The 21256-nt window shown below is 71.5% G+C and carries 17 protein-coding genes and 1 pseudogene; 15 read left to right on the plus strand and 3 right to left on the minus strand.

Annotated features, from left to right (window positions below; all coding sequences use genetic code 11):
- Positions 1 to 194: 194 nt before the first annotated feature.
- The 7 genes from OG293_RS24545 to holA all read left to right on the plus strand — a co-directional run bounded on the left by OG293_RS24545 (position 195) and on the right by holA (position 8234).
- Positions 195 to 992 carry a hypothetical protein gene (locus tag OG293_RS24545; RefSeq protein ID WP_406000937.1) on the plus strand — a complete coding sequence of 266 codons (798 nt, stop codon included), beginning with the start codon at positions 195 to 197 and terminating at the stop codon, positions 990 to 992.
- Between the two features lie 78 nt (positions 993 to 1070).
- Positions 1071 to 1916, plus strand: a complete 846-nt coding sequence (locus OG293_RS24550) for a DegV family protein (RefSeq protein WP_406000938.1) — start codon at positions 1071 to 1073, stop codon at positions 1914 to 1916.
- Positions 1917 to 2395: 479 nt separating this feature from the next.
- Positions 2396 to 3109, plus strand: a complete 714-nt coding sequence (locus tag OG293_RS24555; RefSeq protein WP_406000939.1) for a helix-hairpin-helix domain-containing protein — start codon at positions 2396 to 2398, stop codon at positions 3107 to 3109.
- Positions 3110 to 3255: 146 nt separating this feature from the next.
- The gene (locus OG293_RS24560; RefSeq protein ID WP_406000940.1) at positions 3256 to 5946 is read left to right on the plus strand and encodes a ComEC/Rec2 family competence protein; all 2691 of its coding nucleotides are present in this window, start codon (positions 3256 to 3258) and stop codon (positions 5944 to 5946) included.
- 224 nt (positions 5947 to 6170) lie between these two features.
- Positions 6171 to 6947: an arylamine N-acetyltransferase gene (locus OG293_RS24565; protein ID WP_406000941.1), complete on the plus strand. Its 777-nt coding sequence runs from the start codon at positions 6171 to 6173 to the stop codon at positions 6945 to 6947.
- An 11-nt stretch (positions 6948 to 6958) separates the two neighbouring features.
- Entirely contained in the window at positions 6959 to 7204 is a 246-nt protein-coding gene (locus OG293_RS24570) for a hypothetical protein (RefSeq protein ID WP_406000942.1), read from the plus strand.
- Between the two features lie 43 nt (positions 7205 to 7247).
- Positions 7248 to 8234: a DNA polymerase III subunit delta gene (holA, locus tag OG293_RS24575; protein WP_406000943.1), complete on the plus strand. Its 987-nt coding sequence runs from the start codon at positions 7248 to 7250 to the stop codon at positions 8232 to 8234.
- A 481-nt stretch (positions 8235 to 8715) separates the two neighbouring features.
- On the opposite strand, the gene rpsT is transcribed toward holA, so the two are convergent.
- Positions 8716 to 8982: a 30S ribosomal protein S20 gene (gene rpsT / locus OG293_RS24580; RefSeq protein WP_406000944.1), complete on the minus strand. Its 267-nt coding sequence runs from the start codon at positions 8980 to 8982 to the stop codon at positions 8716 to 8718.
- Between the two features lie 209 nt (positions 8983 to 9191).
- Here rpsT and lepA point away from each other — a divergent pair, with 209 nt between their 5' ends.
- From lepA to hemW, 4 genes and pseudogenes are all read left to right on the plus strand, one after another.
- The gene (lepA, locus tag OG293_RS24585) at positions 9192 to 11057 is read left to right on the plus strand and encodes a translation elongation factor 4 (protein ID WP_406000945.1); all 1866 of its coding nucleotides are present in this window, start codon (positions 9192 to 9194) and stop codon (positions 11055 to 11057) included.
- A 289-nt stretch (positions 11058 to 11346) separates the two neighbouring features.
- Positions 11347 to 13236 carry an AMP-dependent synthetase/ligase gene (locus OG293_RS24590; RefSeq protein WP_406000946.1) on the plus strand — a complete coding sequence of 630 codons (1890 nt, stop codon included), beginning with the start codon at positions 11347 to 11349 and terminating at the stop codon, positions 13234 to 13236.
- A gap of 3 nt (positions 13237 to 13239) precedes the next feature.
- Positions 13240 to 13678 (plus strand): annotated as a pseudogene (locus OG293_RS24595) (SpoIIE family protein phosphatase).
- Positions 13653 to 14885, plus strand: a complete 1233-nt coding sequence (gene hemW, locus OG293_RS24600) for a radical SAM family heme chaperone HemW (protein WP_406000947.1) — start codon at positions 13653 to 13655, stop codon at positions 14883 to 14885. Before OG293_RS24595 ends, hemW begins: the two are co-directional and overlap by 26 nt.
- Before the next feature lie 295 nt (positions 14886 to 15180).
- On the opposite strand, the gene OG293_RS24605 is transcribed toward hemW, so the two are convergent.
- Both OG293_RS24605 and OG293_RS24610 read right to left on the minus strand, forming a co-directional pair.
- Entirely contained in the window at positions 15181 to 16014 is an 834-nt protein-coding gene (locus OG293_RS24605) for a DUF3097 domain-containing protein (RefSeq protein ID WP_406000948.1), read from the minus strand.
- Positions 16015 to 16024: 10 nt separating this feature from the next.
- Positions 16025 to 16747, minus strand: coding sequence for an MBL fold metallo-hydrolase (locus tag OG293_RS24610; RefSeq protein ID WP_406000949.1), 723 nt, complete (start codon positions 16745 to 16747; stop codon positions 16025 to 16027).
- Positions 16748 to 16925: 178 nt separating this feature from the next.
- On the opposite strand from OG293_RS24610, the gene hrcA reads away from it, so the two are divergent.
- From hrcA to OG293_RS24630, 4 genes are all read left to right on the plus strand, one after another.
- Positions 16926 to 17951: a heat-inducible transcriptional repressor HrcA gene (hrcA, locus tag OG293_RS24615; protein WP_406003700.1), complete on the plus strand. Its 1026-nt coding sequence runs from the start codon at positions 16926 to 16928 to the stop codon at positions 17949 to 17951.
- Positions 17952 to 19088, plus strand: coding sequence for a molecular chaperone DnaJ (dnaJ, locus tag OG293_RS24620; RefSeq protein ID WP_406000950.1), 1137 nt, complete (start codon positions 17952 to 17954; stop codon positions 19086 to 19088). It begins immediately after the preceding gene.
- Between the two features lie 225 nt (positions 19089 to 19313).
- The gene (locus OG293_RS24625) at positions 19314 to 20387 is read left to right on the plus strand and encodes a nitronate monooxygenase (protein WP_406000951.1); all 1074 of its coding nucleotides are present in this window, start codon (positions 19314 to 19316) and stop codon (positions 20385 to 20387) included.
- Entirely contained in the window at positions 20384 to 21127 is a 744-nt protein-coding gene (locus OG293_RS24630; protein ID WP_406000952.1) for a 16S rRNA (uracil(1498)-N(3))-methyltransferase, read from the plus strand. Before OG293_RS24625 ends, OG293_RS24630 begins: the two co-directional genes overlap by 4 nt.
- Positions 21128 to 21256: the final 129 nt, after the last annotated feature.

The raw sequence follows: 21256 nt of genomic DNA on the forward strand, positions 1-21256 counted from the left end.
AGGCACACAGGTGCTCCAGGCGCGGCGATTGTCCCGCTCACAGGGGGCGATACCCGTGTGACGGCACCCTGTGACGGCCGGAAACGGCTCCCCAGGGGTTTCCCCTACGGGCAGGTTGGGGGTTCCGACGGAACCCTCCGCCTGCCCGTTCCGTTTACGGTGGAGGGACAACATCCGACGCCGGAGGGGCGCTCATGGAAGCCGCGATTCTGATACTGGCGCTGCTTTTCGTCGCCTTTGTGGCGTTGGGGGTGTATGTCAGCGTGAAGGTCATCGGCGCCGCCAAGCGAGGTGTGGAGCGCACGGTCACACAGGCCCGCCGCACGGTTGAGGAGACCACCCTGCGGGCGAAGAGCTACGGGCAGGGCGGTGTGGTCGGAGAGCTGGCGCAGCTGCGGCTTTCACTGCGTACGTCGATGCGGGCGACGCAGGACGCGCTGCACGCGGGCGCGGCGGAGGACGCCTCCCTCTCGGAGTCGCTCGGCCTCTTCCAGCGGCTGAGTGTGCACGGCCATGAACTCGACGACGAGCTGAAGCGCCTGGAGCGCGAGCCGGACCGTGCCACGGTCGCGTCGCTGCTTCCCGGGCTGCGTGAGCGTATGGAACGGATCACACGCTCCGCAGAGTCCCTGCGGTGGGCGGCGCGGGACCGTGCCCAGAAGTTCGCCGACGACGATCTTGACGCGCTGAGCGCGCAGATCGACGTGGAGGCTGGGGCATTGCGGCACTGGGCGGAGCCGGATTCGGCGGACGGTCGTCCGGCGGACGGGGAGACCGGGGCGACTGCCACGTCCTGGCCCGAGGCGGGGCGCGCTGCCGGAGCGGCGGAGCGGACCCGGCCGGAGTCCTCGCACACGCCGGATGCGCGCGGTGCCGGCACCGGCCCCGGGCACACGGTCGCCGAGCAGCCGTCGGCGATCACGGCGCGCGATCACCGACAGCACACGACCCACCCCTGGCAGAAGACCGCCCGCCCGGAGACCACGAACTGATCCGCCGGGTACGGCGACGCGATCGTCGGCGAGGGCCCGGGCTGCCGGACGGCCGCGCCTGCGGGTAACCTCCCGCTCATGTCCCGCCATGTCGCGATCGTCACCGATTCAACGGCCTACCTGCCGCCGCCGGCGATGGAGCGCCACGGCATCATCGCGGTGCCGCTCACCGTCGTACTTGGCGATCAGGCACTTGAGGAGGGCACCGAGATCTCGGCCCGCTCGCTGGCACTGGCATTGCAGAAGCGACGCCCGGTGACCACGTCCCGGCCGAGCCCCGAGGTGTTCGCCGAGGCGTACCGCGCCAGGGCCGAGGCCGGAGCGACCGCGATCGTCTCCCTGCATCTGTCAGGCGAATTCTCCGGAACCTACGACGCCGCGGTGCTCGCCGCCAAGGACGCGCCGGTGCCGGTGCGGGTGGTGGATACCGGGATGGTCGCCATGGCCCTCGGATTCTGCGCTCTTGCCGCCGCCGAGACGGCAGAAGGGGGCGGCACGCTCGACGAGGCGGTCGCCGCCGCGGAGAAGCGGGCGGCCGGCACGTCCGCGTACTTCTACGTCGACACCCTGGACTATCTGCGCCGCGGCGGCCGGATCGGGGCCGCGCAGGCACTGCTGGGCTCGGCGCTCGCGGTGAAGCCGATTCTGCAACTGGACGGCGGCCGGATCGAGCCGCTGGAGAAAGTGCGTACGGCGTCGAAGGCGATCGCCCGGCTCGAAGAGATCGTCGTCGACCGGGCGGGGACGAGCAGCGTGGATATCGCCGTGCACCACCTGGCCGCGCCGGAACGGGCTGCGGCGCTCGCTGAGCGCCTGCGGGAACGCGTCCCTGGCCTGGTCGATCTGCATGTCAGCGAAGTAGGCGCCGTGATCGGTGCGCACACGGGTCCGGGGCTTCTGGCCGCCGTGGTCTCGCCGCGCTGACGTACCGCCGTCGCCCGTGCGGGTGACCGAGATATCCACAACGGGGCGGTTGTCCACGGAAATTGGCCCTGCTCAGCGGGTTCGGGTGGATGTGCCTACCGTCCTGTGTCATGGCTCTGAGAACAGGTTCCGCAACGAGTGGGCCGGGGCGCGCCCCGGCTTCGGACAGTCGTGCCCGAGACGGGCGCGCTCACACCAGACGCGCCGCCGGCGGCGCAGGTTCAGGCCTCGGCGGCGGCCCTGGTCGGGGATTACGCCGGACTGTTCACGGCCGCGGAAGGCGCGTGGGTACGCCGTCGAGCGTGGCACTGCGACGTCGGGCGGACGCCTTGTTCGCAGGGCCGCGCGGTCCTGCACACGAAGACACCGGACTGCGGGGCGCCGGCACCAGCCTCCCACCGAGCCTTGTTCCACGTCTTGCCCCGGGTGCGGGTGCGGGTGCGGGTCCTGGTGCCGGTCCTGGCGCGGCAGTTGGGCGCTTGCCCGCCGATGCGGTCGGTGTTGCGGCCGCGGATGTCGACATCGGCCCGGGCGCCCGGCAGCGAGTGGTCCTTGCGGTGCGCGAGCGGTTGCCGCTGTGGATGCAGCTCCGATGCGGGCTCGAACCCAGACCCCTCGCCGCGATGGCTGTCGTGCTCGTGGCGGCCGTCGTCTTTGCCGCCCAGCACTACTGGTCGGGGCGGCCGGAGACAGTACGCGCGCCTGAGCTGCTCCAACAGGGCGCGGCCACGCCAGGGCCCCGGCCACCGTCGTCGGCCGATCCGGTCTCCGGCAGGCGGGTCGTCGTCGATGTGAGCGGCAAGGTGCGGCGGCCGGGGGTTCTTCGGCTGCCGGCCGGTTCCCGGGTCGCCGACGCGCTACGGGCGGCGGGAGGAGCCACGCCCGGCGCGGACATGACCGGGCTCAACCGGGCGCGGGTGCTCATGGACGGGGAGCAGGTGGTGGTGGGTGTTCCCGCGACGCCGATGACCGGCAGCGGCCAGGCCGGGGCACAGCCCACAGGACCGCTGAGTCTCAACGCGGCGACGGCGGAGCAACTCGACTCCCTGCCCGGGGTTGGTCCCGTCCTGGCGCAGCACATCGTCGACTACCGCACCCAGCACGGGGGTTTCCGGTCGGTCGACGAACTCCACGAGGTCGACGGAATCGGCGACCGCCGGTTCGCGGACCTCCAGACCCTCGTACGCCCATGACTCGCGGGCGTACGGACATGACTCAGGCTGGTTCGGGTACCACTCGGGCTCGCACGGACGTGTCTCGGGCTCCCGGGAACGCGACGTCAGCCCGCGCGGACGCATCTCCGGCCGCTCATACGGACACGGGGCGAGCGCGTACGGCTGTGACGCGCCCCGCGGTGCACGCCGAGTCGGGCCATCGGCTGGGGGCGGCGGACCCGTGGCAGGAGGCCCCGGCCGATCTACGGCTGGTGCCGCCGGCCCTGGCCGCCTGGATCGCGGCAGCGCTCGCGGTGGGCGCGCGGGGGTGGTGCACGGCGGTGGGAGTGACGGCCTGCGCCGTCGTGGCGGGGCTGTTGTCGGCTCCCGCCCTGGCGAGGGCTGCTCCTGCTCTCGCCAGGGCGATCCGTGCACGCATGGTCGCTGGAGCTGGAGCTGGAGCTGGAGCTGGAGCTGGCGCAGGCAGAGGCGCAGGCACAGACGCCGTTCCGGGCGCTGAGGAAGCGCAGCCCGGTCGGCGCGGACGGCGGCTCAACACCACCGCTCTGGCTGCGGTGTTGCTGTGCGCTGCCGCGGGCGCTGCCTCGGCCGGACTGCACGGCGCGGATCTGCGGCGTGGTCCGCTGCCGGAGCTGGCGAGCCAGTACCGCTACGCCACTGTCGAGTTGACCGTCTCCTCCGATCCACGGCTCACTCGGCCGCGGGTCAGCGGCGATCACATGGCGGGCCGGTTCGTGGTGGTGGATGCGGAGGCGACGCGCGTGACGACGCCCGTCGGCGCCGTGACCGTGACGCGGACACCCGTCCTGCTGATCGTGCCGGCGGCGCGCGCGTCGGCCGGGCCGGGAGGATCCGCCGAACAGTGGCGCAGACTCCTGCCCTCCACCCGCCTGAGAGTCGCCGGACGTCTCGCGCCACCGCAGGCCGACGACCGGGTGGCAGCCGTCCTGCGGCCCGGCGGGGGCCGTCCCCCGGAGATCATCGGCCCGCCGACCGCTCTCCAGAAAACGGCGGGAGGGCTCAGGGCGGGACTGCGCCGGGCGACGGATGGGCTCTCCCCGGACGCCAGGGCTCTGCTCCCGGGACTGGTCGTTGGGGACACCTCACAGATCACCCCTGATCTTCAGGAGGCTTTCGAGGCAACGGATCTCACGCATTTGCTCGCCGTATCAGGCAGCAATCTGAGCGTCGTTCTCATGCTGCTGATCGGACCGCCAGGCACCGCCCTGCTGGCCGAACGGCGTGGGCTGGCACCTCGGCTGGGCATCACACTGCGCGGAGCCGCGCTGCTCGGCGGTGCGCTCACACTCACGTTCGTGATCGTGTGCCGACCGGAGCCGAGCGTGCTGCGTGCGGCGGCCTGCGGGACGGTGACGCTGCTGGCCATCGGCACCGGGCGCCGCAGGTCCCTGATCCCTGCTCTGGCAGCAGCGGTGCTGCTGCTCGTCCTGTACGACCCATGGCTCGCGCGCAGTTACGGCTTTCTGCTCTCCGTGCTGGCCACGGGCTCCCTGCTCACCATCGCCCCCCGCTGGAGCGCGGCACTCCGGCGCGGAGGCGTGCCGCCCCGGCTCGCCGAGGCGCTGGGCGCGGCAGCGGCGGCTCAGGCCGTGTGTGCTCCCGTGGTGGCGGTCTTCGCAGCCAGGGTCAGCCTGGTGGCGATCCCCTGCAATCTGGTTGCCGAACTCGCGGTCGCGCCGGCCACGGTTCTCGGGTTCGCGGCCCTCGCCGCAGCGACGGTCGCGATGCCGGTCGCCGAGACGGCGGCCTGGTGCGCTGGGTTTCCCGCCGGGTGGCTCGCCTCCGTCGCGCGCACGGGGGCGGCGCTCCCGGGGGCTCAGGCCGACTGGCCGGGCGGCTGGACCGGCGGGCTTCTGCTGGCCGCCGTCACTGTCATAGGCGCCCTTGTTGCGCGAAGGCTTCCACGGCACCCCTGGGCCGTCGGCGCCTGCGCACTGCTGCTTGTCTGCGCCGTACTGCGCCCAGCGCCGCTCACCAGGAGCATCAGCGGCTGGCCGCCACCGGACTGGTCGTTTGCGATATGCGATGTCGGCCAGGGTGATGCCACGGTCCTCGCCGCGGGCGAGGGCGAGGGCGAGGGCGCGGCCGTGGTCGTGGACGCGGGACCCGACCCGGAGCTCGCCGACAGGTGCCTGCGCGATCTGGGCGTCACTCGCATCCCGCTGGTGCTGCTGACACACTTCCACGCGGATCATGTCCGGGGGCTGCCCGGGGTGTTGCGTGGCAGATCCGTCGGTGCTGTCCAGACGACGACATTCGACGAGCCGCGCGAGCAGAGCGAGTTCGTCCGGAGGGCGAGCGCCGCCGCAGGGGTACCGGTGGTCCGCGCGGGGGCCGGGGAGCGGCGCAGGGCAGGGCGGCTGGCCTGGCAGGTGCTGTGGCCGCCCGCGGGTTCCGGTCCCGGCCTGGTCGGACCCGGCGAGCCGTTCGGACCCGGCCTTGTCGAAGCACCGGACGGCCCGAACGACGCGAGCGTCACGCTGCTCGTACGGATCGAGGACGGTCCCACCCTGCTGCTTCTCGGTGACCTGGAGCCACCGGCCCAGCGAGGACTGTTGCGGGCATTTCCGGTCCTGCCGCCCGTCGATGTCCTCAAGGTCGCCCACCACGGCTCCGCACATCAGCATCCCGGCCTGCTGCACGGCGTTCGGCCGAGGCTGGCGCTGATCTCGGTGGGTCGCGACAACACCTACGGCCACCCCTCCCCTCGTACGGTCGGCGCGCTGCGCGCCGGGGGAGCCGTGGTGCTGCGCACGGACACGGACGGGGCGATCGCTGTGACGGGAGGCGGCAAGGATCTGCGGGCGGTCCCCCGGGGCCCGGATCCGCCTTAGGCGTATTGACCCGTGAGGTGTGCACCCAGCCGTGCCCGCGCCGGTCCTGCCCCGGCGCCGAGCTCTCCCGGGTTCGGCCGGCGCCGGTCCCGCCCGGCAAAGCGCTCCCGAGCCCCGTCTCTCGGAAACCGCGCCACGGCCGGTGGTCCCGTGCGCCTCGGGCGAAAGGCCTTGGGACCAGCGCTCCATGGCGGGCGGGCGTCCCACGCGTCAGACTCTCCCTCATGGACGCCTACCTGCGCCGTATCGGGGCGAGCCGCCCGGAGCGCGCCGACGCCGAAGCGCTGCGGGACCTGCAGATCCGCCACTTGCTGACCGTGCCTTTCGAGAACCTCGCCATCCATCTCGGCGACGGCATCGACCTGGAGGAGAAGGCTCTGCTCGCGAAGATCGTGGAGGCACGGCGCGGCGGGCTCTGCTACGAACTGAACGGCGCGTTCGCGATGTTGCTGCGCGACCTCGGCTTCACCGTCAGCCTGCTGCAGGGCCGCGTCTTCGGCGAGGGCGGGCGGCTCGGCATCGCGTACGACCATCTCGCACTGCTGGTCAAGACGACGGACGCGACAGGACCGTGGCTCGCAGACGTCGGCTTCGGCGACCACGCACACCACCCGCTGGTGTTCGACGAGCGGGGTGATCAGGAGGACCCGGGCGGTACGTTCCGGATCGTCGATGTCCCGGAGAACGGGGACGTCGATGTCCACCGGGACGGGAAGCCGCAGTTCCGTCTGGAGCGGCGGCCCCGGGACCTCGACGACTTCACGGCCGGGGCCTGGTGGCACTCCACCTCGCCCGACTCGCACTTCACCAGGTCCCCGGTCTGCTCCCGGCTCACTGCCGAAGGACGGATCACACTCAGCGGCGACAAGCTGATCACCACGGTGCGCGGCGAGCGCCACGAGGAGCCGCTGGCCGACGACGCGGCGGTACTGGACGCCTATCGCGAGCACTTCGGGATCCGGCTCGACCGCCTGCCGTCGGCTCCGGGCCGGGCAGCCTGAACAATGTCCCTGTGAGTGCTGTGAGACATGTGCTGGTCCTGCCCGACCGTGATGCCGCGGAGGAGGCGGCCGAGGCCCTTCGCGACCGTTTCGGAGTCGCCGAGGAGCCCCTGCTCGTACGGGATGCCCTGGCGGGCGAGGACGACGCAGAGGACGCGCAGTGGCTGGTGGTCGTCGAGGACCCCGAGGAGCGGTTCGACCCGGCGAAGCTGGACGAGTTCGCGCAGGAGTGGGACGGCTGGCGCGAGGAGCCCTGACGGCGGAGGGCGGTGTCAGTGGTGCGTGGGATGCTGGACCGCGATGGCCACCAGGAAGAATTCGACCGACGATCCCCTCGCTCCCGTCACGCTCGCCGTGGGCCAGGAGGATCTGCTCCTCGACCGTGCCGTGCAGCAGGTGGTGGCGGCGGCCCGTGCCGCCGACGCCGATACGGACGTGCGCGACCTCACCTCCGACCAGCTCCAGCCGGGCACTCTCGCAGAGTTGACCAGCCCCTCGCTCTTCGCCGAGCGCAAGGTCGTCGTCGTGCGGAACGCACAGGATCTGTCCGCGGACACGATCAAGGATGTCAAGGCGTATCTCGACGCGCCCGCGGAGGAGATCACGCTCGTTCTGCTGCACCCCGGTGGGGCGAAGGGCAAGGGACTGCTGGACGCGGCACGTAAGGCGGGGGCGCGCGAGGTGGCGTGCCCCAAGACCACGAAGCCTGCCGAACGGCTCACATTCGTCCGGTCGGAGTTCCGGGCGCTTGGCAGGTCGGCGACGCCGGAGGCGTGCCAGGCGCTGGTCGACTCCATCGGCAGCGACCTGAGGGAGCTGGCGAGCGCGGCCTCCCAGCTGGCGGCCGATGTTGAGGGCACGATCGACGAGTCGGTCGTCGGGCGCTACTACACGGGCCGGGCCGAGGCCTCAAGCTTCACGGTCGCCGACCGTGCCGTGGAGGGGCGGGCAGCGGAGGCCCTGGAGGCGCTGCGCTGGTCGCTCTCGACCGGGGTCGCACCGGTCCTGATCACCAGCGCGCTGGCACAGGGTGTCCGGGCGATCGGCAAGCTCTCGTCGGCCCGGGGCGGACGGCCCGCGGATCTCGCGCGCGAGCTGGGCATGCCGCCGTGGAAGATCGACCGGGTGCGGCAGCAGATGCGGGGCTGGACGCCGGACGGGGTGGCGACAGCGCTGCGGGCCGTTGCGGAGGCGGACGCGGGGGTCAAGGGTGGCGGGGACGACCCGGAGTATGCGCTGGAGAAGGCGGTCGTGGCGGTAGCCCGCGCGGCGAGGGCACGGCGGTAGCCCCTGCGGGACGGTCACCCCACCCCACCCCCGTCCCTTGCCGAATCGAGGCCAGGCCCGAACCCCTGCGGGGGAGCGACGTGGGAGCACGGCGTACGCCCCCACCCTCCGACCCGCCCCGAGCGCCCCCGACCCGCCCCGAGCGCTGGCTTCGCCGCGCAAGCCGGGGCCTGGGCGCCGCTTTGCCCGACGCCTCGCGCCAACCGCCACCCCGCGCTCGCGCCCCCCCACGCCGCGATGCCCACGCCGCGCCCCCCACGCCGCGATGCCGTCCCCATCCCCACCCCGCGCCCCCAAACCCCGCCCCAAGAACGCCGAAAGCCCCGGGTGCCGTCCTGGGGAAGGACGGCGCCCGGGGCCACGGTTCAAGCTGGTGCGCCGCACCCGCGTGGCGAACGCAGGCCGCGTGCGGCGCGAAGGATGCCGGATCAGGAGCGGAAGAGAGGGCCCGCTGAGTCCCTACCGGCGACAATCAAGAGGTTCAGCCCTGAAGGGAGCCAACCTTGCCAGCCAGCGCCGACTTCTTGTTGGCGGCGGCGTTCTTGTGGATGACACCCTTGGAGACAGCCTTGTCCAGCTTCTGCGACGCTTCACGGACGGCCACAGTGGCCTTCTCGACGTCACCGGTTGCGACAGCCTCACGGGCCTTACGGATCGCGGTCTTGAGCGACGACTTTACGGCCTTGTTGCGCAGGCGCGCCTTCTCGTTGGTCTTGTTCCGCTTGATCTGGGACTTGATGTTCGCCACGAAAGAGCCTTTTCAGGTTCGATGATCTTTGATCTCTGAGGTTGCGTCCCGTACTGAGAGGGCACGAGACACAGCTGCCCAGGCTACCAGTCGTCCGCCGGACGGCCCAAACCGGGCGCAGCCCCGCAGCCATGGGAGCATGGAGGCTACGTATCGATCCGACATCGCCCGAGACGAGACGCCCGGCGTCTCAAGAATCAGGACCCTGCGTGCCCGCGATTCCTACCAACGTGCCCGAGCCGAGCCGTACCGACCCGGCGCTGATCCGCAATTTCTGCATCATCGCGCACATCGACCACGGCAAGTCGACCCTCGCCGACCGGATGCTCCAGCTGACCGGTGTGGTCGACCAGCGGCAGATGCGTGCTCAGTACCTCGACCGGATGGACATCGAGCGCGAGCGCGGCATCACGATCAAGTCCCAGGCGGTCCGTCTGCCCTGGGCTCCGACCGAGGAGCCCGGCCAGCGCAGGACCCACATCCTGAACATGATCGACACCCCCGGGCACGTGGACTTCACGTACGAGGTGTCGCGGTCGCTCGCCGCCTGCGAGGGCACGGTCCTGCTGGTCGACGCCGCCCAGGGCATCGAGGCGCAGACGCTCGCCAACCTCTATCTGGCGATGGAGAACGACCTCACGATCGTCCCGGTCCTGAACAAGATCGACCTGCCGGCCGCCCAGCCGGAGAAGTTCTCCGAGGAACTCGCCAACCTCATCGGCTGTCAGCCGGAGGACGTCCTCAAGGTCTCGGCCAAGACCGGCATCGGCGTGGAGGCGCTGCTGGACCGGGTGGTCCGTGACGTCCCGGCCCCGGTCGGCGTCGCCGACGCGCCCGCCCGCGCGATGATCTTCGACTCGGTCTACGACTCCTACCGTGGCGTGGTGACCTATGTGCGAGTGGTCGACGGTCAGCTCAACAAGCGCGAGCGCATCAGGATGATGTCCACCGGCGCCACCCATGAGCTGCTGGAGATCGGTGTCTCCTCCCCGGAGATGACTCCGGCCGACGGTCTCGGCGTCGGCGAGGTGGGCTACATCATCACCGGTGTGAAGGACGTCCGGCAGTCCAAGGTCGGTGACACGATCACCTCCCTGAGCAAGGGCGCCACAGAGGCGCTCGGTGGCTACAAGGACCCCAAGCCGATGGTGTTCTCGGGCCTGTATCCCCTGGACGGCTCGGACTACCCCGAACTGCGCGACGCCCTCGACAAGCTGCAGCTCAATGACGCCGCGCTCGTGTACGAGCCCGAGACGTCCGCCGCGCTCGGCTTCGGCTTCCGCGTCGGCTTCCTCGGGCTGCTGCACCTCGACGTCATCCGGGAGCGCCTGGAGCGCGAGTTCGGGCTCGACCTGATCGCCACCGCCCCGAACGTGGTCTACCGCGTGGTCATGGAGGACGGCTCCGAGCACACGGTCACCAACCCGAGCGAGTTCCCCGAGGGCAAGATCGCCGAGGTCCACGAGCCGGTCGTGCGGGCCACGATCCTCGCGCCCAGCGAGTTCATCGGCTCGATCATGGAGCTCTGCCAGACCCGGCGCGGCACTCTGCTCGGCATGGACTATCTCTCCGAGGACCGGGTCGAGATCCGCTACACGCTCCCCCTCGCCGAGATCGTCTTCGACTTCTTCGACCAGCTGAAGTCCAAGACGCGCGGTTACGCCTCCCTCGACTACGAGCCCACCGGAGAGCAGGCGTCCAGCCTGGTCAAGGTCGACATCCTGCTGCACGGCGACAAGGTCGACGCCTTCTCGGCCATCACGCACAAGGACGCGGCGTACGCGTATGGCGTGCGGCTCGTCGCCAAGTTGCGCGAGCTCATCCCGCGGCAGGCCTTCGAGGTGCCCATCCAGGCCGCCATCGGGTCCAGGGTCATCGCCCGCGAGACCATTCGCGCCATCCGCAAGGACGTCCTCGCCAAGTGCTACGGCGGTGACATCTCCCGTAAGCGGAAGCTGCTGGAGAAGCAGAAGGAAGGCAAGAAGCGGATGAAGATGGTCGGCAGCGTGGAGGTCCCGCAGGAGGCCTTCATCGCGGTGCTGTCCAGCGACGAAGGCGGCAAGGCGAAGAAGTAGCCGGTACGACCGGAACGGACAGTAGTCGTCCCGTATGACATGCGAAAGCGCCCGCCGGAGGTCCGGACGGGCGCTTTTCGCGTGTCCGCGGTTGCGTCGCCCAATACGTGAGGGATACACCGACCGAGGCTTCCGGTCAGTGATCAGGGGGCCCCTTCGTTATGAAGCGGCAGCCTGCATCCTCTTACGCACCGGCTTTGGGCGCTCTACTCTGATCACGGCTCGATGGTTACTCGCCAGTTAAACAACCAGCCAGTCGTGCAGTACTGCCGCAGGCCCGGAGGACGCCGTGAGCGACACAAAGACCCTGATCGAGAACCGACCGCCCTCGGTGGCGACCCTCTTCACCGAGCGCGTGGCGGCCACGCCGGACGCGGAGGCCTACCGGTATCCGGTGGCCCCTGCCGCCGGTAACGGGCCCGACGAGTGGAAGTCGCTGAGCTGGGGCCAGGCCGCCGAGCGGGTCTATGCCATCGCGGCCGGTCTGATCGAACTCGGCGTGCAGTCCGAGGAGCGGGTCGCTCTCGCCTCCTCGACGCGGGTCGAGTGGATCCTCGCCGACCTCGGTGTGATGTGCGCGGGCGGCGCGACCACGACGATCTACCCGTCGACCAACGCCGAGGAGTCGGCGTTCATCCTCTCCGACTCCACCAGCCGTGTGCTCATCGCGGAGGACGCCTCGCAGCTCGCCAAGGCGCGTGAGAAGCGGGCCGATCTGCCCGGGCTGACACATGTCGTCGTCCTCGACGCGTCGGGCGTCGAGCCGGACGAGAGCGACCCCGAGGGCTGGGTGCTCTCGCTCGCCGACCTGGAGGCGCGTGGCGCGCAGTACCTCGCCAAGCACCCCGGCGCCGTCAAGGAGCGGATCGCGGCGATCACCTCCGACCAGCTCGCGACACTCATCTACACGTCGGGCACCACGGGGCGCCCCAAGGGCGTACGGCTGCCGCACGACAACTGGGCCTACATGGCCAAGGCCATGGCCGCGACCGGGCTGATCGGCAAGGACGACGTCCAGTACCTGTGGCTGCCGCTGGCCCACGTCTTCGGCAAGGTGCTGACCTCCGGCCAGATCGAGGTCGGGCACGTCACTGCCGTCGACGGCAGGGTCGACAAGATCATCGAGAACCTTCCCGTGGTGCAGCCGACCTACATGGCGGCCGTCCCGCGGATCTTCGAGAAGGTCTACAACGGAGTCGCGGCCAAGGCCCGGGCCGGCGGTGGCGCCAAGTACAAGATCTTCCAGTGGGCCGCCGAGGTGGCCCGCGAGTATGCCAAGGCCACGCAGGACAACTTCCGCCGCACCGGCTCGGCCACCGCGCCGTTCGGTCTGAGCGCCAAGCACAGGATCGCCGACGCGCTGGTCTACTCCAAGCTGCGCGACGCGTTCGGCGGCCGGCTGCGCGCCGCAGTCTCCGGCTCGGCCGCGCTCGCCCCCGACATCGGCTACTTCTTCTCCGGTGCCGGAATCCACATCCTGGAGGGCTACGGCCTCACGGAGTCCAGCGCCGCCTCCTTCGTCAACCCGGGCGAGGCCTACCGCACCGGCACCGTCGGCAAGCCGGTGCCCGGCTGCGAGGTGCGGATCGCGGACGACGGCGAGATCCTGCTGCGCGGGCCCGGCATCATGGAGGGCTACCACCGGCTGCCCGAGAAGACGGCGGAGGTGCTGGAGTCCGACGGCTGGTTCCACACCGGGGACATCGGCGAGCTGTCCCCGGACGGCTACCTGACGATCACGGACCGCAAGAAGGACCTCATCAAGACGTCCGGCGGAAAGTACATCGCGCCGGCGGAGGTCGAGGGGCAGTTCAAGGCGGTGTGCCCGTTCGTGTCGAACATCCTGGTGCACGGCGCGGACCGCAACTTCTGCACCGCGCTGATCGCGCTCGACGAGCCGACGATCCTCGGCTGGGCCAAGGAGAACGGCCTGGACGGCAAGTCGTACGCCGAGGTGGTGGCGACGCCGGAGGCCGAGCAGCTCATCGAGGGCTATGTGAAGCGGCTCAACGAGGGGCTCCAGCGGTGGCAGACGATCAAGAAGTTCCGGCTGCTTCCGCGGGACCTGGACATTGAGCACGGCGAGCTGACGCCGAGCCTGAAGCTGAAGAGGCCGGTTGTGGAACGGGAGTACAAGGCGCTGATCGAGGACATGTACGCGGGGTCGCGGGAGGCGTAAGGGATTGATGCGGGTGCGGGTGCGGCGCGCCTGTGGCGGGCCCGCTCCCCGCCCGCCTTCTCCCGAGCTCTTGCGCAGAGCCGCGCCCCGCTACTGGACCCGGACGCTGCGCAGGTCGTGCTGCTCGGGGTCGTCGACGAGGTGGCGTACCAGAGCCAGACCTTCGATCCGGAGCACGGCGACATGTTGCTCCGCGACACGGACGGGGTGACGGAGCGGCGCTCGGGCTCGCGGATGTTCGACGACGGGACGGGCTCGCCCGGGTCCTCGCCGGATGCGCGGGCCTCACGCGCAGGGGATCGCCGAGCGGATCAAGCAGGCGGTGCACGCATTCTCCCGGACTCCGCCCGAGGACGATCTCGCACTGCTCGTGCGGCAGGCGAAGCAGCCCTTCCGAGTGACGGACAATGGGGGGCATGCCTTCCGTACTGCCCGATGGTGAGCCCATGCCCGAGGACGGGGCGCTGCCCGCATCCGCCCTCGAAGGGGCCGGCGACCGGCCGCTCGCCTTCTACCTGCACGTGCCGTACTGCGCGACGCGCTGCGGCTACTGCGACTTCAACACCTACACCGCGACCGAGCTGCGCGGCTCGGGCGGGGTCCTCGCCTCCCGCGACAACTACGCCGACACGGTCGCCGAGGAGATCCGCCTCGCCCGCAAGGTGCTGGGCGACGACCCGCGGCAGGTCCGCACGGTCTTCGTCGGGGGTGGTACGCCGACGCTGCTCGCGGCCTCCGACCTGGTGCGGATGCTGGCCGCGGTACGGGAGGAGTTCGGGCTCGCCGACGACGCGGAGATCACCACCGAGGCGAATCCGGAGTCGGTCGATCCGGCGTACCTGGCCGAACTGCGCGAGGGCGGCTTCAACCGGGTGTCCTTCGGGATGCAGAGTGCCCGGCAGCATGTGCTGAAGGTGCTGGACCGCACGCACACGCCGGGGCGGCCCGAGGCGTGCGTCGCGGAGGCACGGGCGGCGGGCTTCGACCATGTGAATCTGGACCTGATCTACGGCACGCCGGGGGAGAGCGACGACGACTGGCGCGCGTCCCTTCGGGCGGCGGTGGGCGCGGGGCCCGACCACATCTCGGCATACGCCCTGATCGTGGAGGAGGGCACCGGGCTGGCACGCCGGATCCGCCGCGGCGAGGTGCCGATGACCGACGACGACGTCCACGCCGACCGCTATCTGATCGCCGACTCCCTGCTCGCCGAGGCGGGCTTCGACTGGTACGAGGTTTCGAACTGGGCCACTTCACCGGCCGGCCGGTGCCTGCACAACGAGCTGTACTGGCGCGGAGCCGACTGGTGGGGAGCGGGCCCGGGCGCGCACAGCCATGTGGGCGGGGTGCGGTGGTGGAACGTGAAGCACCCCGGCGCGTACGCCGCGGCACTCGCGGAGAACCGGTCGCCGGGTGCGGGCCGTGAGGTGCTCCCGGCGGAGGACCGCCGCGTGGAGAGGATCCTGCTCGAACTGCGGCTGCGGGAGGGCTGCGAACTGTCGCTCCTGCGCACGGCCGGCCTTGCGGCGGCGGGGCGGGCGCTCGAGGACGGCCTGCTGGAGCCGGGGGCGTACGAACAGGGGCGGGCCGTGCTGACGCTGTGGGGGCGCCTGCTGGCGGACGCGGTGGTGCGGGACCTGGTGGACTGACGGTCGGGCCCAGCAGCCCTGCCCCGCAAGACCCGGGGGGCTGCGTCTCGGGTGGTCGCCCGGCCCCGGTGCCTCGCGGTGCTCGCCCGCTGCCTCGGTGCCTCGCGGTCGTCGCCCGGCCTCGGTGCCTCGCGGTGCTCGCCCGCTGCCCCGGTGCCTCGCGGTGGTCGCCCGGCCTCGGTGCCTCGCGGTGCTCGCCCGCTGCCTCGGTGCCTCGCCGTGGTCGCCCGGCTCCCGTGCCTCGCGGTGTCGCACGGCTCCCGAGTCCCGTGGGGGCCGTGCCCGGGACCGCGCCTCAGTCGCGGTCGGTACCCGGCGGCGCCGTCACGAAGTCGATCAGCTCCTCCACCCTGCCCAGCAGTGCCGGCTCCACGTCCTTGTACGAGCGGACCGCGGCCAGAATCCGCTGCCACGCGGCCCCCGTGTTCCGCGGCCAGCCCAGCGCCGCGCACACCCCGGTCTTCCAGTCCTGCCCCCGAGGAACCGAAGGCCACGCGGTGATGCCGACCGAGGACGGCTTCACCGCCTCCCAGACGTCGATGTACGGGTGGCCCACCACCAGCGCGTGAGCGGAGGAGACCTCCGCGGCGATCCGGGACTCCTTCGAACCCGGCACCAGATGGTCCACCAGCACGCCCAGGCGCGCGTCCGGGCCCGGCGAGAAGTCGCGAACGATCGCGGGCAGGTCGTCGATGCCCTCCAGGTACTCCACGACCACGCCCTCGATCCGCAGGTCGTCGCCCCACACCCGCTCCACCAGCTCAGCGTCGTGCCGGCCCTCGACGTAGATGCGTCCCGCCCGCGCCACCCGGGCCCGCGCGCCCGGAACGGCGACGGAGCCCGAAGCCGTACGGGCCGGGCGCACCGGACCCGCCGCCGAGGGGCGTACGAGCGTGACGACGCGGCCCTCCAGCAGGAAGCCCCGCGGGACCATCGGGAACACCCGGTGCTTGCCGAAGCGGTCCTCCAGCGTCACCGTCGGGCCCTGCGCCGTCTTCTCGCATCGGATCACCGCACCGCAGAACCCGGTGCCGACCTCCTCCACGACCAGATCGGGCTCGGCCGGCACCTCGGGTGCGGGCTGCGACTTCTTCCAGGGTGGGGTCAGATCCGGGCTGTAGCTGCGCATTCGCCAGACGCTACGACACCCCGAACCGCGCCGCCAGCACGTCGCGTTGGGCGCGTACGAACGCCGCGTCGACGACCGCGCCGTGGCCCGGTACGTACACCGCGTCCTCACCGCCGAGCGACAGCAGCCGGTCCAGCGCGGCAGGCCAGCGCGACGGGATCGCGTCCGGGCCCGCCTGGGGCTCGCCGGACTCCTCCACCAGGTCTCCGCAGAACACCACCTCCGGGCCGCCCGGCACCAGGACCGCCAGATCGTGACCCGAGTGCCCGGGGCCCACGTTCGCCAGCAGCACCTGCCGGCCGCCCAGGTCGAGTGTCCACTCGCCGCAGACCGGGTGGTGCGGGGCCACGAGCACGTCGACCGCCTCCGCCGCCTCGGCCGGGTCGACCCCGTGCCCCACCGCCGAATCGCGGATCCCGTCCCGCTCCCGCCTCATCAGGTCGGCGAGACCGACCGCGCCGTACACCTCCGTGCCCGAGAACGCCGCCGTCCCCAGCACATGGTCGAAGTGGGGATGGCTCAGTGCGATATGCGTCACGCGGCGGCCCCCCAGCAGGGCCTGCGCCTGGGCACGCAGCTCCGCGCCCTCGCGGAGCGTCGCACCCGTGTCGTACAGCAGGGCACCGTCCTCCCCGGCGATCAAACCGGAGGTCGCGTCCCAGACCGGCAACCGCCTGCGCCCCACCCCGTCGGCCAGCCGCTCCCAGCCGAAGTCTTCCCAACGGACGTCCATACAGCGACGCTATCCGCAACGACCAGCGGCGTCTCGCGGTAGCCTGGTCGGCCGCCCCGGTCGGCCGCCCTTGCTAGAGGTACACCCCGCGGCCGTACACTGGCACGGGACAATGCTGGCACTCGTACGCGGCGAGTGCCAAGCAGTCGCCGAGGAATCACAGCTGGAGGTGTGCGCGATGCTCAGCGAACGCAGACTCGAGGTGCTGCGCGCCATCGTCCAGGACTATGTCGGCACCGAGGAGCCCGTCGGCTCCAAGGCGCTCACCGAGCGTCACAAGCTCGGGGTCTCCCCGGCCACGGTCCGCAACGACATGGCGGTGCTCGAAGAGGAGGGCTTCATCGCCCAGCCTCATACGAGTGCCGGGCGCATTCCCACGGACAAGGGCTACCGCCTCTTCGTCGACAAGCTGGCCGGCGTCAAGCCGCTGTCGTCGCCCGAGCGCCGTGCCATCCAGAACTTCCTGGACGGAGCCGTCGACCTCGACGACGTCGTCGGCCGTACGGTCCGGCTCCTTGCGCAGCTGACCCGGCAGGTCGCGGTCGTCCAGTACCCCTCGCTGACCCGGTCCACCGTCCGGCACGTGGAGCTCCTGTCCCTGGCGCCCGCCCGGCTGATGCTCGTGCTGATCACGGACACGGGACGGGTCGAGCAGCGCATGATCGACTGCCCCGCGCCGTTCGCCGAGACCTCGCTCGCCGATCTGCGGGCCCGGCTCAACAGCAGGGTCGTCGGGCGGCGGTTCGCGGACGTGCCGCAGCTGGTGCAGGACCTTCCCGAATCCTTCGATGCGGAGGACAGGGGCACCGTCTCCACGGTGCTCTCGACCCTGCTCGAAACCCTGGTCGAGGAGACCGAGGAGCGGCTGGTGATCGGCGGCACCGCCAATCTGACCCGCTTCGGGCACGACTTCCCGCTGACGATCCGGCCCGTGCTCGAAGCGCTGGAGGAGCATGTCGTGCTCCTCAAGCTCCTCGGTGAGGCCAAGGAATCGGGCGGTATGGGCATGACTGTACGGATCGGTCATGAGAACGCCCATGAGGGCCTCAACTCCACGTCCGTCGTCGCCGTCGGCTACGGTTCGGGCGACGAGGCAGTTGCCAAACTCGGCGTGGTCGGACCGACCCGCATGGACTACCCCGGAACGATGGGAGCGGTACGCGCAGTGGCACGTTACGTCGGACAGATCCTGGCGGAGTCGTAAGTGGCCACGGACTACTACGCCGTACTCGGCGTACGCCGCGACGCATCGCAGGACGAGATCAAGAAGGCCTTCCGCCGGCTTGCGCGTGAACTCCACCCGGATGTGAATCCGGACCCGAAGACGCAGGAGCGCTTCAAGGAGATCAACGCCGCCTACGAGGTGCTCTCCGATCCGCAGAAGAAGCAGGTCTACGACCTCGGCGGGGATCCCCTGTCGCAGGCCGGCGGCGGTGGCGCGGGCGGCTTCGGAGCCGGTGGCTTCGGGAACTTCTCGGACATCATGGACGCGTTCTTCGGGACGGCGTCGCAGCGGGGACCCAGGTCGCGTACGCGCCGGGGCCAGGACGCGATGATCCGCCTGGAGATCGATCTCAACGAGGCCGCCTTCGGCACGACGAAGGACATCCAGGTCGACACGGCCGTCGTGTGCACGACCTGCTCGGGCGAGGGCGCCGCTCCCGGCACCTCCGCGCAGACCTGTGACATGTGCCGTGGCCGCGGTGAGGTCTCGCAGGTGACCCGGTCCTTCCTGGGCCAGGTCATGACATCGCGCCCGTGCCCCCAGTGCCAGGGCTTCGGCACCGTGGTGCCGACGCCGTGCCCCGAGTGCGCGGGCGACGGACGTATCCGTTCGCGCCGCACGCTGACGGTGAAGATCCCGGCGGGCGTCGACAACGGCACGCGCATCCAGCTCGCGGGCGAGGGCGAGGTCGGCCCCGGGGGCGGTCCCGCGGGCGATCTGTACGTCGAGATCCACGAGCTGCCGCACGCGGTCTTCCAGCGGCGCGGCGACGATCTGCACTGCACGGTGACGATCCCGATGACGGCGGCGGCCCTGGGCACGAAGTGCCCGCTGGAGACGCTGGACGGCATGGAAGAGGTCGACATCCGCCCGGGCACGCAGTCGGGGCAGTCGATCCCGCTGCACGGGCGCGGCATCACGCACCTGCGGGGCGGGGGCCGGGGCGACCTGATCGTGCATGTCGAGGTCATGACCCCGTCGAAGCTGGACGCGGAGCAGGAGAGGCTGCTGCGGGACCTGGCGAAGCTGCGCGGGGAGGAGCGGCCGACAGGTCAGTTCCAGCCCGGACAGCAGGGGCTGTTCTCCCGCCTGAAGGACGCGTTCAACGGCCGCTGACCGGTCTGGGCGGGGGCCCGGGGGCGCTGCCCCTCGGACCCCCGCGCCTCCATCGCCGGCGGGGCTGGTCGGTGCGGCGGAGGCCAGGTGGGGGCCGGTACATCAAGCCCCTCCGGCGATCGAGGACACGCGCGCGGGTTCCGCAAGCCCGCCCCCGGTCGGGCCCGCGCACAGGCGTGGAACGCCCGATTCGGTGGCGCGACGCCAGCATGGCACCATGCCTCCATGTCCTCCGCACTGGCCGATCTCTGCCGTTTCCCGATCGTGCAGGCCCCCATGGCAGGCGGCGCATCCTGCCCGCAGCTGGCCGCCGCCGTGTCCGAAGCCGGCGGGCTCGGGTTCCTGGCCGCCGGGTACAAGACCGCGGACGGCATGTACCAGGAGGTCAAACGGATCCGGGGGCTCACCGCCCAGCCCTTCGGCGTGAATCTGTTCATGCCGCAGCCCAACACCGCCGACTCCGCCGCCGTCGAGGTCTACCGTCATCAGCTCGCCGGTGAGGCCGCCTGGTACGAGACCCCGATCGGCGATCCCGACTCCGGGCGCGATGACGGCTACGAGGCCAAGCTGGCCATCCTCCTCGACGACCCGGTGCCCGTCGTCTCCTTCACCTTCGGCTGCCCGACGCGGGACGTGCTCGACTCGTTCTCCAAGGCCGGTACGTTCACCGTCGTCACCGTGACCACGCCGGAAGAGGCGCAGGCGGCCCAGTGGGCGGGCGCCGACGCCGTGTGTGTGCAGGGCATCGAGGCAGGCGGCCACCAGGGCACCCACCGTGACGACCCCGCGGCCGACGGCGCCGGTGTCGGGCTGCTGACGCTCGTCGCGCTGGTCCATGAGTCCGTGCAGCTGCCGGTCATCGCCGCGGGCGGCCTGATGCGCGGCGGTCAGATCGCGGGCACGCTCGCGGCCGGCGCGGCAGCGGCGCAGCTCGGGACGGCGTTCCTGGTCTGCCCCGAGTCGGGCGCGAACGCGCTGCACAAGCAGGCCATGACCAACCCCCTCTTCGTCCGTACCGAAATCACCCGGGCCTTCTCCGGGCGGCCCGCCCGCGGCCTCGTCAACCGTTTCATGCGCGAGCACGGTCCGTACGCCCCCGCCGCCTATCCCCAGGTGCACCACATGACGAGCAGCCTGCGCAAGGCCGCGGCCAAGGCGGGCGACGCCCAGGGCATGGCGCTGTGGGCCGGTCAGGGCCACCGGCTGGCGCGTGAGCTGCCCGCCGGACACCTGGTCGACGTGCTGGTCGCCGAGACGGACTCCGCGCGCGCAGCGCTGGCGCCGGGCGGTTCCCGATGACCGCACCCGTGTTCGTCGTGGACTCCCTGGAGGGCGTGGGTGCCGGGGCGATCGTCACCCTGGACGGGCCCGAGGGACGGCACGCCGTCTCCGTACGCAGGCTGCAGTCCGGCGAGGACATCGTGCTCACGGACGGCAGGGGGCGCGGGGCCGCCGGTGTGGTCCTGCGGACCGAGGGCAAGGACCGGCTGATCGTCGAGCCGTTCGAGTTCCCCACCGAGCCGGAGCCCACTCCCCGGATCACCGTCGTCCAGGCCCTGCCGAAGGGCGACCGTGGCGAGCTCGCCGTCGAGACCATGACGGAGACGGGGGTGGACGCGGTCGTGCCATGGGCCGCCGCACGCTGCATCACGCAGTGGAAGGGGGAGCGGGGCGCCAAGTCCCTCGCCAAGTGGCGGGCCACCGCCCGTGAGGCGGGCAAGCAGTCCCGTCGGCTCCGCTTCCCGGACGTCGCGGACGCGGCAACGACCAAGCAGGTCGCGTCCCTTCTGGCCGAAGCCGATTTCGCCGCCGTGCTGCACGAGGAGGGCGCCGAGCCGCTGGCCACGGCCGACCTGCCGGCCGAGGGGTCGATCGTGCTGGTGGTGGGGCCCGAAGGGGGCGTCTCGCCGGAGGAGTTGGCGGCGTTCGCCGCCGCGGGCGCGAAGCCGTACCGGCTGGGACGCAGTGTGCTGCGCACCTCCACGGCGGGTACGGCCGCGACGGCCCTGCTGCTCGGCCGCACGGGCCGCTGGTCCTAGGGCCCGCTCCGGGCGCCGTACGGCCCCGCCCTTCGGCTCCGCCGCTCGGCCACCTGCCTGCCTCGCCCGCCCCGCCCCGCCCTCACGCGCGCGGCGGGATCGCGCCGTTTCTCTCCGCCATGTCGACGA

The sequence above is a fragment of the Streptomyces sp. NBC_00829 genome (assembly GCF_045161795.1).
Classification (GTDB): domain Bacteria; phylum Actinomycetota; class Actinomycetes; order Streptomycetales; family Streptomycetaceae; genus Streptomyces.